We start from the raw sequence: 12,333 nt of genomic DNA, 5'->3' as shown, positions 1-12,333 counted from the left end.
TATGGTTAATATTTATGAAAGATTATTAGGGGATTCTTATAAAAGGCTTCATCCAAAATTGCAGGAACGATATGCGATAACAAAGGAAAATAGCTTTATTGGGGAAGGGGAAATGGATGAAATTTATGGAGGATCTTTTTTCGTTAAATTAATATTAAAAATTACATCGAAGTTTCGAATGTTTTTCTCTGAGCGAGGGCAAAAAGTTCCGTTTGTGATACATAATACCGCTGAGCGAGATGAGCATGGAAATGAGTTTGTACGGTGGAATCGTACTTTTTATTTTCATAATAAGAAAAGATATTTTAACGCTGTTATGCAGTTGGATGAAGAGAATAATGAAATTGTAGATTATTTTGGTGAGCCACATTTACTCGTTTCTACATTGAATTTTTATATTGATGAAAAAGGCGGGGTGCATATTTCTTCAAAGAAACAATGGTTTTTTATGTTTGGAAGAAAAATACCGTTACCTAGATTTTTATACGGAGAGGCAAAAATTGTAGAAAGTTATGATGAAACACTACAATGTTTTCGAATTCATGTACAAGTACGAAATCCGTTAATTGGTTCATTATTTTCATATAAGGGAACATTTGTGGAAAGGGAATAAACGAGATGAAAAATATAATATTTGGACTTGCTTGCTATATTATTTTTCTAATATGTGAGTGGTCAAATGTAAACCCAGTTGAAGCAATTATTTTATTATCTATTTTGTTATTTATACCGATGTCTTTTTGTATTATTGATAAGAAAACAAGAAATGGATCGTATGTATTATTTTATAAATTTGTATCGTTTTTATATCCAATCGCAGCAATCAGTGCAATGCTAGCTTTCGTAACAAATCACTATTTCTTTGCGCTACTTTGGTTTGCATATACAGGAATCGTTGCGTTATTTGGTGTAAGTAGATTGTTAGAAAGAGGATGGAAACCGATAGAAGAGACGGCTATTGATAGTGCGTTTATTTATTTGTTTTTAGGTGGTTTTTGGTTTTTTGCTTCAGTAGCAAAGGTTTCAATTATGCACTTTAGTTCTGACATTGTTTTACTTACAGCGGCACACTTTCATTATTCGGCATTTTTATTGCCGTTATCAGCTGGTTTACTTGGAAGAAAAAGAGAACGGGGAAGTAAGTTATATGACTCTATTATGTTTATCATCGTTATTTCTCCAATGACAGTTGCAATAGGAATTACGTATTCGAGGGTATTTGAATTTTTTGCAGTGTTCATATATTTATGTGCCATTTATGGATATGGGATTTACGTATGGAGAACGAAATCCAATGCTATAAGTGCTAAGATTCTCCTTACTCTTTCATCCAGTACACTTATGGTAACAATAATGTTTTCACTCATATATTCATACGGAAATTTCAAACAAGTAATGACGATTACAATTGCACAAATGGTCTGGATTCACGGTGTTGTAAATGGAATTGGAGTAGCGTTACCAGCTTTTCTTGGCTGGATGATTGAAAAGAGTACTCCGAATTATAAATATTACGGGAAAACAATGAGCAGGTTAAGAGGAAATGCGACAGTTGGTGAAGCATTTTTACATAACAGAAATTTAATAGATAGCAAGGAATACAAAGGTTTAGTTGATAAAATGAATGATTTTCATAGTGAGGCATTTGACATGACGAAGATTCCTTTAAGTATTATTCGTTTTTATGAAAATACAAAAGAGTATGAGTTACAATCGCATATTAAATGGACTCGTTGGTTCCGCCCGGTTGCATTTTGTTATGAGAAAATGAGTAAGCGTGTAGGACAAATACATTTAGGAATGGGCGGCAAGTGGGAAACGATGCATGGCTCTATCATTGGGATAATAGATGAGAAGGATGGAAGAGAGAATGTAAGGGCTTGGCTAAGAAAAAATGAAGCAGGGGAGACAATTTTTGTAGCTCTTTATTCAAAGCATACATACAAGAAAGATACATATATGAATATCGCATTACCTTTACCATATTCGAATATGACAGGTATTTTGAAGTTATGCAATGATGATAATGCTTTAATCATTACAAGTAAGTTAAGAGAGAATGGCAGGGGAGATGAGGGGATTTATTTATATACTCGTTTCTTTACAATACGTTTACCATTAGCAGAGACATTTATCATTAAAGAGAGCGCGGACCAAATGTTAACAGCTCACCATAGAATGTGGATATTCGGAGTCAAGTTTTTAGAAATTGATTATGAGATTAAGAAAATAGAGGAGAAGTAAGAGAAGCTTGGAGAGATTCCAAGCTTTTTATGTATGGGTAATTGTCATAGCAACTTGTTTATCCAAGTCTTGGTCCCAAACACGCTGAATTTCAAACGTACCTTTTTCAAAAAATAATGGGAATCTCTCTTTAAACCAATCTTGCATAGGAAGATTGAGTGCTGTATCAATTGGCACCCATAATAATTCGCCTTCAGGAGGATTCAAAAGGAGTTCACCTTCAAATGAATCTGTCCAATAGTTAAATACCATATATCGAACATTTTCTTTCGGATTTACGTATTCATCTAATCCCTTAAAAGTTAAATTTGAAACAAGTAATCCAGTTTCTTCTTTTACTTCTCGTTTAGCAGCTTGAACGATACTTTCTGGAAAATCTACTTTACCGCCAGGAGCGATGTAACCAGGGAAGCCTAGATGATCCGGCCGTTGTATTAGTAATACTTCGTTATTATGTTGAATCATACACATTGTATAAATGCGGTGTTCTATATTTTTCCAATTCTTGCTCATACGAAACTCTCCTCTTATATAATAAGAATCTTATAGTTTTTAACTATAGTTATTTGTTCCAAAAAATACAATAATAAGACAAAATTATACAAAATGCAATTGACTATTACTAATTTTCAGAACTATAATTAGTCTGTTACATAAAAACATTGTACTTGAGAGGGGAATATATTCTATGAAAAATAGAATAATTGCAGCAGGAATAATCGCAGCTAGTATATTATCTTATTCATCTAGTAGTTTCGCACAAACAAAAACATTTCCAGATGTCCCAGCAGGGGACTGGGCAGAAAATTCTATTAACTACTTAGCAGAAAAAGGCGCAGTTACAGGTAACGAGAAAGGAATGTTCGAGCCTGGAAAAGAGATCACTCGTGCAGAAGCAGCTACAATGATGGCTAAAATCTTAAACTTACCATTCGATAAAGATGCTAAACCATCTTTCGGTGACTCTCAAAACGGATGGTATACCCCATACATCGCAGCTGTAGAAAAAGCTGGTGTTGTTAAAGGGAAAGGCCCAGGCGTATTTGATCCAAATGGGAAAATTGACCGAGTTTCAATGGCATCGATGCTTGTTGAAGCATATAAATTAGATGCGAAAGTAAAACAACCATTACCAACAAAATTTGCAGATTTAAATCCTAGTTGGGGAAAAGATAAAGCGAACATTTTAGTAGAATTGAATATTTCACAAGGTGTAACTAGTACAGCTTGGCTACCTAATAAAACTGTAACGAAGGCAGAAGCAGCGCAATTTATTGCAAAATCAGATTCTCTTAAAATTCCAGATGCATTAGAAGGAAAAGTAATTATTATTGATCCAGGTCATGGTGGGAAAGATTCTGGGAAGCCGACACAAGGATTATATGAAAGTGATATTGTATTAGATACATCGAAAAGATTACAAAAATTACTAGATAAAAATACTCCATTCCATGTGTTGTTAACACGTGAAACGGATATCCGTCTTGGTGAAAATCAACCTGAGGACCTTAAAAACCGTGTAGAGTTCGCGAAAGAGCATAATGGAGATATTTTTGTAAGTATTCATGCAAATGGCTCTAACAATCATGACGGATATGGAACGGAGACTTTTTATTATAAAAGATCTGAAACGAAAGAATTAACTGAACGTGAAAAAGATAGTCGTATGTTAGCAGAGAAAATACAAAAACGAGTAGTTAAAGCTCTAGATACAAGAGATCGTGGTGCGAAACCAGAAGACTTTTATGTACTAAGAGAAAATGAGATGCCTGCAGCATTAACTGAACTAGCATTTTTAGATAATAGTGCAGATTATGAGAAGTTGGCTTCAGAATCAGGAAGACAAATTGCTGCTGAAGCAGTTTATGCTGGTATTTTAGATTATTATGAGTGGAAAGGTTTCAATGTTTCAAAATATCGTTTAGCTAAATAAAAACATCGTTTGCTAAGCCCATCTTCTATATAGAGATGGGCTTTTCATATGAGTTTATATAATTTTGTATCGAAATAACAAGATGTATCGTATTATGCTGATTATAAATAAAATAATGGTAGATTAGTTTATTTGTATCACGTATACTTTTACTGTTGACTAATTAAGAGTTTGTTAGTTTAATAGGGAAAATTTTATTGAAAAGGGAGGCAAGTTAACACGGGACAAGCATATACATAACGTGTTAAAAAAATATGAAAAAAGTTATTTCTAATGTATTAGCAGTGACAGTCGCACTTCAAGTAGTGATGGCTCCGGCAACTTCATTTGCAGCTGAAAAGGAATTTCCAGACGTTCCGAAAGATCATTGGTCGTATAAAGCAATTACTAATTTAACATCAAAAGAAATTATTGCAGGATATGATAATGGTAAGTTTGGATTCGGGGATGTTGTAAATCGTGAGCAAGTAGCCGCATTAATATATCGTGCATTAAAACCAGAAGCGAAAAGCGAATATAAAAATCCATACTCTGATATTAGCGAAGGAACGACAATGTTCCAAAATGAAATTTTAACTTTAACAGATATGGGGATTTTCGTAGGTGATGGTAAAGGAACATTTAGACCGAAAGAATCTTTAACTCGTGCTGAAATGGCTGTAATTTTACAGAAAGCCTTTAAACTAAAAGTAAAAGCTAATCATACATTTAATGATGTTCCGAAAGATCATTGGGCAAATGATGCGATTAGTGCATTAGAGTCTAACGGTGTTGCTGCAGGTAATGGAGCAGGTGCATTTAATCCAACTAGTGTTTTAACACGTGAAGAATATGCACAATTTTTATTTAATGCCATGGCATCATATATCGATTTAGATGTAACATTACCTTCTAATGTAACAGCTCAAGAGATTGATAATTATATTAAAAGATATCATCCCGATAGTCCGCTTGTTGGAGTTGGACAAGACTTTATTAAAGCGCAAAACGAGTATGGCGTGAACTCTTTATATTTAGCAGCACATGCAATCTTAGAGTCTGGATACGGGAAATCAGAAATTGCATATCGTAAACATAATTTATTTGGACTACGAGCGTATGATTGGGATCCATTCGCACATGCAAAATATTTACCATCTTATGGATTAAGTATTTCATACAATGCTGATTATGTGAGAAAGAATTACTTAGAACAAGGTGCTAAGTATTTCAAAGGTTACACATTACCTGCGATGAATGTAATGTATTCAACTGATAAAGAATGGGCTGGCAAAATTGCTAATATTATGGAGCGTATTAAGCCTTTCAATAACAAAGATTATCAAAATGTAAAACGATTACAGAAAAACCCTAATACATTAAATGTAGAGGCATTAGGCGAAACAATTCCATATAAAGATTATGCAAAAGATGCGAAAGCTACTGTTCAAACTGTAGGATCTTACTATCAAGTTCCATTCCCGTTTAACAATCCAATTAAGAGTGTACCAAACGTTACACAAAATGAAGTTGGAAAATTAGAAAATGGTACAAAAGTAAACGTATATCGTGAAGATCCAAATGGCTGGGTAGAATTCTCACTTGAAAATGCTCCAGAAAAATATTGGACATTGAAGAAGAACTTAAAATTATAAAGTGGAAAGGTGTTTTCATATATGAAAACACCTTTTTTATTTATATTCAACAAGTAATATGTATAGATTCATTATGATTTTCTTTTTTATATTTCCACCAATAATTTAACAGTTTCATATATAATTAAAGTTATTGAAGATTGAATTTTCTGTTTTTATTTCGGGTATTAACTTAATTTGAAAAGAGGAGAGAGATATGCAAGGAGAAATACCAACAGAGAAAAATTTAGGTTATGTCGGTAAATTGTTATTGCCAGTTAAAGTGTCACCGCACTTTAAGTTTTTATGGATTGGGCAATTACTTTCGACTTTAGGTAGTTCGATAACGATGGTTATTCTGCCAGTCGTTGTGTATTCATTAACTGGTTCAACAGTTGTAATGGGAATGACTATGGCAATATACATGCTTCCTAATATTCTTGCGTTACCGTTTGCTGGATTAGTCGTGGATCGAATTGACCGGGTGAAATTGATGTTATTTACAGATATAATCCGCTGCATATTAATGCTCTTATTTGCAACAATTATATTTATGGACGTTTTAACAATTCCACTTCTATATGTACTCGTAGCGTTATATGGACTTATGGAAGGGATATTTCAGCCGGCGTATTCAGCTGTAAGAGCGAAAGTATTTGTACCGGAAATTCGAAATGCAGCTAATGCATTAACGCAAATGAGTAATCAAGGAATACGACTAATTGGACCGGCTCTTGGAGGATTGATCGTTTCAGTTGCATCCGCCGGAATAGGATTTGGTTTGGATGCAGTAACATATTTGCTATCATTTTTATGTTTATTATTTTTAAGAGAACTAAAGTTTAATAAAGTACAGAAATTTGAAAGAAATAAAATCAATTACAAAAAAGATTTTATGGAAGGGATTCTTGTTCTAAAGAGTCATCCATGGTTGTGGATTACCATTCTAGTCTTTTCTTTCGTTAATATTTGTTATGCTGGCGTAATCGTTGTATTAATTCCATGGTTGTTTAATGTTCATCATCATTTTGAAGCTTACGTATATGGATTGGGTATGGCTTCTTCTGGCGCTGGAGCTGTAATTGCAGCACTAATTTTTGGTGGGAGGCAGCGGTGGCATAAGAGAGGATTACTTGCGTATGGTGGTGTTTTAATTAGTGGAATGGCGTTATTAATTATGCCTTTCGTTTCTTGGGCACCCGCCTTAATTGGATTAATGGCAATTGAAGGATTCGGTATTATGATATTTGGGCTTATTTGGGAAACAAGTTTACAAGAGCTTGTACCAGAAGAAGCTTTTGGAAGAGTGGCAAGTCTTGATATGTTAGGCTCATTTGCTTTATTACCATTAGGGTATGTGGTGGTAGGCTGGTTAGCTACTGTAATAGGTGGAAAGATAACAATTATAATGCTAGCTATTTTAGTACTCATAACAATTGGAATGGCATTGTCTGTACCAAGTATTCGGCGGTTCGATTGATTATGTAGGCAAAAAGGGGGGATGGTATATGACTATAGAAAATCTACATGATTTAGTAGTACATGAGTTGGGATGTAAATACGTTTTGGGAGAAAAGGTATTTGAAGCAAGGAATTTCACGGTGTATATTGCTACTCCTATAGAAAATAAAATGACATATAATCGATTCATCTTAATTAAGCATTTGTCTAATGAAGAGCCTTCCGTACATGTTTGGGACAAAAAAATCTGTGTAGACGCTACAAAAATACATATTGCAAAAGAAGTGACAGAAGCAATTCAATCGGGTTTTGTAAATAAAGAGTAAGCCCTAATCAAATTAGGGCTTACTCTTCATTAAACACAAATGTTTGCTTCATTTTTTTACTCTCATGTACTGGATGACCGTTGTAAGAGAAATTCTTTTCTTCCCAAGTAATGACAACTTTAAAATTATGGCTATTAAAGTCTAATGGGAATACCATGTAGTCAAAGCTTGTATGACTTTTTGAAACGTTGTTATTAGATAAAGTAGGATTAAAGGTAGCTTTAGATGTAGGTGTGTTATCAAGTATTTCCACCGATACATTTGCAACATCATTACCAATATTTTTTAAGAGTAAACTATACGTATCATATACACCTTGTTTTGGCTGCACGGCTTGCTTGTTTGAGCTATGAGATTTGTCAATTTCGATATACCACTGTTTAGACTTTGACGCAATTGGTAGTGATTGAAATGTGTATGCACTAGCTTGTATTGGTAGTGCTAAGCAGATTAGTGCAAAGAGAGAAAATATTTTTCGTTTCATCTTTAGAGAGCTCCCATTCTTTAAAGGATTTATTTGTTATTATCTTCTCTTTTTAAGATAATATACCATGTAGTTTAGGGGAGGGTATATTGAAAGAATTAGTAAGTATGGGAAGCAGCATGTTTCTACAACTGTTATTTTTGTATATATTTATTTCTGTTGTTTTATTGGAACTCAATCCATGGTATGCGGTAGTGGTTTATGTGGCTATTGCTATAATCAGTCTTCTGCTAGGAATATACTCGATTGCTTTCTCTATGAAGAGTAGCTTGAATACTATTTTTCTAACACTACCAGGTGGAATTATAATAACATTATTTTCAATATTAATTATTGGATTTACAGTGTTTGCTTACTTTTTACGAGAAGGAGATATTCCGCCTGTAATTCGTTTGTAGTATAAGTGAATCGATAGAGCTCCTATCTTTTCGTTATTAATCTTCCCAAGTATGTCACACGCACATTTAAAAAAACAAGGAAACTGTGTAAAGATTTTTCGGCATAGTTTCCTTATTTTGTTTTTTTGATTAATAATAAATGCTTGCTAAAGGATACGAAAAAGCATATCAGGGGGATTAATTTATTAATATAAAGTAGCGTCCAACTTATAAAAGATAGATATAGGTGGAGGGGTACGAGTATTAGTTAAAAGAGATATTAATATGAAAATATTACCAAAAAATATGTTAAAATAACATTGTCATATACCAAGGGGGATTCGTTTGATGGAAAAAGAGCATCTTGCTAAAGTAGATTTAACGAAAAGAATTGAATCAAAATCTAAGTACAATAAGAAACTTGAAAAATATCAAATGCGTTTATTGGCACTACAACAAATATTAAAAGAAGAGAAAATAGCCGTTATGATGGTTATGGAAGGCTGGGATGCGGCAGGTAAAGGCGGAGCAATTAAGCGAGTGACTGAACATCTTGATCCACGCGGATTCCAAGTAAATCCAATTGGAGCGCCTGCTCCTCATGAAAAACGGTATTATTATTTGCAACGTTTTTGGCGGAAACTTCCTCAGTACGGGCAAATTACTATATTCGACCGTTCATGGTACGGCCGTGTATTAGTTGAACGTGTAGAAGGTTTTGCAACAAACGAAGAGTGGACGAGAGCGTATGCTGAAATTAATGATTTCGAAAAACTATTAACAGATGATCATTACATAATAGGAAAGTTTTTCTATCATATTAGTAAAGAAGAACAGTTAAAGAGATTTAAAGAAAGAGAGAACAATCCTCTTAAAAGATGGAAAATTACAGATGAAGACTGGCGTAATCGGGAAAAATGGGATGAGTATGTCGAAGCAACGGAAGACATGTTTGAAAACACAGATAAACCGAATGCTAAATGGAATATTATTGCGAGTAATGATAAATTATACGCTCGTTTGAAAACATTGAAAGTGATTATTTCATTAATTGAGGATTACTTCTTAGAAAATAATATAGAATTACCTTCTTATTATAATGAAATAAAAGAAGGAAAGAAAAAGAAAATTGAATCTGTGCAAGATGTAGGGGTTAAATAGTAAGAAGGTTTGTATAGGAAATATGGAGGAAGCTGTCTTGTAATTTGGTAAACCCAAATTACAAGACAGCTTTTTTAGTTAGAAACATTTTACAATTTACAGAATAAGGTATATAATCAATAATCATATTAACAATGTTAATATGATTATTGATTATATACTGTGTGGGGGTCTTATTTTGAAGGGAAGAGATGTTGTTTTAGGTTTATTAATGGAAAAAGAATTGTCTGGTTATGACATTAAAATTGTGTTTGAGGATGTATTTACTTACTTTTTTGATGGAAGCTTTGGAATGATTTATCCAACGTTACGACAATTGGAAAAGGAGGGGAAAATTAAAAAAGAAATTGTCATGCAAGAAGGGAAACCGAATAAGAAAATGTACTTTATTACAGATGAAGGGCGTGAAGAGTTTTATAAATACATGCAAACGGATGTAGAGAAAGACGTTTTACGTTCAGATTTTTTAATGAGGATGTATTTTGGTAATTATAGTGATGATAGGGCGATAAAAAAATGGATTGAAGACGAAATTGAAAGGAAAGAAGCGTACATTGCGGATCTTCGTTTGAAATATGAAAAATGGAGAGAAGGTATTACTTTCGTTGAAGAAATTTCGCTCGATGTAGGTATTGCATCATATAGTGCACAAGTAGAGATGTTGAAGAGGAAGTTACAGCAATTAGAAGCAAAAGAAAACAATAAAACGGAAGAATAAAAAACACGTTCACAATAAATAAAGGGGTAGATTAACATGGAGCAGTCAAAGGGTATTAAGATTGTCTTTTTAATGTGCTTAGGTATTTTTCTTTGTATGATTGATACAACGATTATGAATATAGCTTTACCAGCAATACAATCGAGTGTAAATACTTCATTAGAGAAGATGTCTTGGGTATTAAATGTTTATACAATGACGATTGCAGTACTCGCAATACCGCTAGGACGGATAGCAGATATTTTTGGGAAAGCAAAGGTGTATATTCTCGGTTTAATTATTTTTGGTGGTGGATCAGTGCTTTGTGCTTTTGCTAATACAGGTGACTTCCTTATTTTTTCTCGTTTTATACAAAGTGTTGGAGCAGCAATTTTATTTCCGACAAGTATGGTAATTGGTGTATCAGCTATGCCGTTAGCAAAGAGGCATGTTGCACTTGCTATTTTAGGAGTAACGCAAGGATTGTCAGCTGCACTTGGTCCAGTAATAGGCGGAATTATTACGCAAAATGTAGGATGGAGATGGGTGTTCTTCGTCAATGTTCCGATTTGTATTCTGGGAATCATTTTATGCTGTATTATGTTACAAGTAAAAAATGAAGAACGTATTATTTCAAAAATTGATTGGATTGGACTTATATTAAGTAGTTTAGCGATTTTTTCTTTTACTCTCGTATTAGTGAAAGGCAATACGTGGGGATGGCAAAGTAATATCGCTTGGTCTTGTTATGCCATTAGCACTATTTCTCTTATTCTATTTGTTTTAGTGGAACGAAAGATTCATAATCCGATGGTGAATTTAAATTTATTTAAAGATCGAATGTTTGTAGGAGCGTCTATCGTTGTTGTATTAAGTAATTTATTTTTAATCGGAGTAACTGTGTTGCTTCCAACATTCTTGACAAAAATACAATACCGAACGGAAATTGAAGCTGCTTTTTTAGTGACACCTATTTCAGCTATGATATTTTTTATCTCACCTGTTGCAGCAACTTTAATTAAAAAACTTGGAAAAGTAACTATTATTTTGTCAGGGTTTCTTGTTATGGGCCTATCCTACTATTGGTTGCAAATGATTGACGTTAACTCAACAAATATAGAAATTATTATTCCATGTATGATATTAGGTGTTGGATATGGTTTAGTAGTGGGGCCAATTACAGTTTTAAGTGCATCTTCGTTTGAAGGAGAATTATTAACTGCTTCTCAAAGTGTTGTATCAATGTTGCGGCAAGTAGGGATTGTATTAGCGGTTGCAATATTTGTATCTAATTTAACTCACAACTTATCTTTAAATAAAGAGAATGTATATCGTTATGCAGAAGAAAAAGTGCGTAATATTCATGTGAATAGTGCTCAGCAAGCTGAGATATTACAGGTAACAAAAGAAAAAATAGAGAAACAAAGTATAGAAACAAATGTAGAAAAGAAACAAAATGAAACATTGGTGGGATTAAGTAAAGAGAAAAAAGACGAACTAATTCACCAAAAAGTGGATGAAGTATTAAGTGGCGTTCCAGTAGAATATAGAGATATAAAAAGAGAAGAAATTACGAATCAAGTAACAAAAGAAGTTGAAAAACAAGAGGAGAGTATAAAGAAAGAAGTACTTGCATTTTCAAAAGATGTAAGTCGGTATGCCAAAAATAAGATGGCTATGAGTTTTACTGATTTATATAAAGCGAGTGTTCCAGTTATTTTAATTTGTGCTTTAGTAAGTTTGTTATTTTGGGAAGGGAAAGCTTTAAGTAACAGAAGAGACAAACGAATAGCAGGGGAAGTGTAAAGAAAAACAGGCTATAATTAGCCTGTTTTTCTTTACACTAGTATGGAAGATCTGGGTTTAGTTCATTAAACTTATTACTACAATGTCTTTTATTATTAAAACCAGCAAAATCAATTCCGACGTAATTTAAAATTGAAGTGTTATTTTCAATTTCATCAATATGTTCTAAATTTCTTAAATAACTGGGAGATGACAATTGAAAAATAGTATGATTTGATATTAAGATTGTTA

Annotated in this window: 12 protein-coding genes; 10 read left to right on the top strand and 2 right to left on the bottom strand. The window is 33.3% G+C overall.

Features of this window, described 5'->3' with window-relative positions; genetic code table 11:
* The first annotated feature begins 1 nt into the window (after nucleotide 1).
* A complete protein-coding gene (locus JFT89_RS05170; protein WP_002064753.1) occupies nucleotides 2–613 on the top strand; it encodes a DUF4166 domain-containing protein in 612 nt (203 codons plus the stop codon).
* A gap of 5 nt (nucleotides 614–618) precedes the next feature.
* Nucleotides 619–2,244, top strand: a complete 1,626-nt coding sequence (locus tag JFT89_RS05165; protein ID WP_002064754.1) for a YndJ family protein — start codon at nucleotides 619–621, stop codon at nucleotides 2,242–2,244.
* A gap of 27 nt (nucleotides 2,245–2,271) precedes the next feature.
* Here JFT89_RS05165 and JFT89_RS05160 read toward each other — a convergent pair whose 3' ends face one another.
* Nucleotides 2,272–2,757, bottom strand: coding sequence for an 8-oxo-dGTP diphosphatase (locus JFT89_RS05160; protein WP_002064755.1), 486 nt, complete (start codon nucleotides 2,755–2,757; stop codon nucleotides 2,272–2,274).
* A gap of 175 nt (nucleotides 2,758–2,932) precedes the next feature.
* Here JFT89_RS05160 and JFT89_RS05155 point away from each other — a divergent pair, with 175 nt between their 5' ends.
* The 4 genes from JFT89_RS05155 (at nucleotide 2,933) to JFT89_RS05140 (ending at nucleotide 7,577) form a co-directional block, all read left to right on the top strand.
* Entirely contained in the window at nucleotides 2,933–4,177 is a 1,245-nt protein-coding gene (locus JFT89_RS05155; protein ID WP_016094324.1) for an N-acetylmuramoyl-L-alanine amidase, read from the top strand.
* 254 nt (nucleotides 4,178–4,431) lie between these two features.
* On the top strand, nucleotides 4,432–5,811 hold the full coding sequence (locus JFT89_RS05150; protein ID WP_016094323.1) for an S-layer homology domain-containing protein: 1,380 nt from the start codon (nucleotides 4,432–4,434) through the stop codon (nucleotides 5,809–5,811).
* Nucleotides 5,812–6,007: 196 nt separating this feature from the next.
* On the top strand, nucleotides 6,008–7,270 hold the full coding sequence (locus tag JFT89_RS05145; protein ID WP_201039580.1) for an MFS transporter: 1,263 nt from the start codon (nucleotides 6,008–6,010) through the stop codon (nucleotides 7,268–7,270).
* Nucleotides 7,271–7,298: 28 nt separating this feature from the next.
* The gene (locus tag JFT89_RS05140; RefSeq protein ID WP_002135550.1) at nucleotides 7,299–7,577 is read left to right on the top strand and encodes a hypothetical protein; all 279 of its coding nucleotides are present in this window, start codon (nucleotides 7,299–7,301) and stop codon (nucleotides 7,575–7,577) included.
* A gap of 19 nt (nucleotides 7,578–7,596) precedes the next feature.
* On the opposite strand, the gene JFT89_RS05135 is transcribed toward JFT89_RS05140, so the two are convergent.
* On the bottom strand, nucleotides 7,597–8,061 hold the full coding sequence (locus tag JFT89_RS05135) for a hypothetical protein (RefSeq protein WP_201039579.1): 465 nt from the start codon (nucleotides 8,059–8,061) through the stop codon (nucleotides 7,597–7,599).
* An 89-nt stretch (nucleotides 8,062–8,150) separates the two neighbouring features.
* On the opposite strand from JFT89_RS05135, the gene JFT89_RS05130 reads away from it, so the two are divergent.
* From JFT89_RS05130 to JFT89_RS05115, 4 genes are all read left to right on the top strand, one after another.
* On the top strand, nucleotides 8,151–8,459 hold the full coding sequence (locus JFT89_RS05130) for a hypothetical protein (protein WP_016126765.1): 309 nt from the start codon (nucleotides 8,151–8,153) through the stop codon (nucleotides 8,457–8,459).
* Between the two features lie 327 nt (nucleotides 8,460–8,786).
* Nucleotides 8,787–9,599, top strand: a complete 813-nt coding sequence (locus JFT89_RS05125) for a polyphosphate kinase 2 family protein (RefSeq protein ID WP_201039578.1) — start codon at nucleotides 8,787–8,789, stop codon at nucleotides 9,597–9,599.
* A gap of 178 nt (nucleotides 9,600–9,777) precedes the next feature.
* Entirely contained in the window at nucleotides 9,778–10,317 is a 540-nt protein-coding gene (locus JFT89_RS05120; RefSeq protein WP_002086322.1) for a PadR family transcriptional regulator, read from the top strand.
* 36 nt (nucleotides 10,318–10,353) lie between these two features.
* A complete protein-coding gene (locus JFT89_RS05115; protein WP_201039576.1) occupies nucleotides 10,354–12,102 on the top strand; it encodes an MFS transporter in 1,749 nt (582 codons plus the stop codon).
* Nucleotides 12,103–12,333 lie beyond the last annotated feature (231 nt).

The sequence above is a fragment of the Bacillus sp. TH25 genome, assembly GCF_016650935.1.
Taxonomy (GTDB): domain Bacteria; phylum Bacillota; class Bacilli; order Bacillales; family Bacillaceae_G; genus Bacillus_A; species Bacillus_A mycoides.
This window is presented reverse-complemented; position numbering and strand designations above follow the sequence as displayed.

What these genes read in the sequence shown, in the direction of transcription:
- JFT89_RS05170 (WP_002064753.1), top strand. Translation starts at nt 2, where the DNA reads ATGGTTAATATTTATGAAAGATTATTAGGGGATTCTTATAAAAGGCTT.
- JFT89_RS05165 (WP_002064754.1), top strand. Translation starts at nt 619, where the DNA reads ATGAAAAATATAATATTTGGACTTGCTTGCTATATTATTTTTCTAATA.
- JFT89_RS05160 (WP_002064755.1), bottom strand. Translation starts at nt 2,757, where the DNA reads ATGAGCAAGAATTGGAAAAATATAGAACACCGCATTTATACAATGTGT.
- JFT89_RS05155 (WP_016094324.1), top strand. Translation starts at nt 2,933, where the DNA reads ATGAAAAATAGAATAATTGCAGCAGGAATAATCGCAGCTAGTATATTA.
- JFT89_RS05150 (WP_016094323.1), top strand. Translation starts at nt 4,432, where the DNA reads ATGAAAAAAGTTATTTCTAATGTATTAGCAGTGACAGTCGCACTTCAA.
- JFT89_RS05145 (WP_201039580.1), top strand. Translation starts at nt 6,008, where the DNA reads ATGCAAGGAGAAATACCAACAGAGAAAAATTTAGGTTATGTCGGTAAA.
- JFT89_RS05140 (WP_002135550.1), top strand. Translation starts at nt 7,299, where the DNA reads ATGACTATAGAAAATCTACATGATTTAGTAGTACATGAGTTGGGATGT.
- JFT89_RS05135 (WP_201039579.1), bottom strand. Translation starts at nt 8,061, where the DNA reads ATGAAACGAAAAATATTTTCTCTCTTTGCACTAATCTGCTTAGCACTA.
- JFT89_RS05125 (WP_201039578.1), top strand. Translation starts at nt 8,787, where the DNA reads ATGGAAAAAGAGCATCTTGCTAAAGTAGATTTAACGAAAAGAATTGAA.
- JFT89_RS05115 (WP_201039576.1), top strand. Translation starts at nt 10,354, where the DNA reads ATGGAGCAGTCAAAGGGTATTAAGATTGTCTTTTTAATGTGCTTAGGT.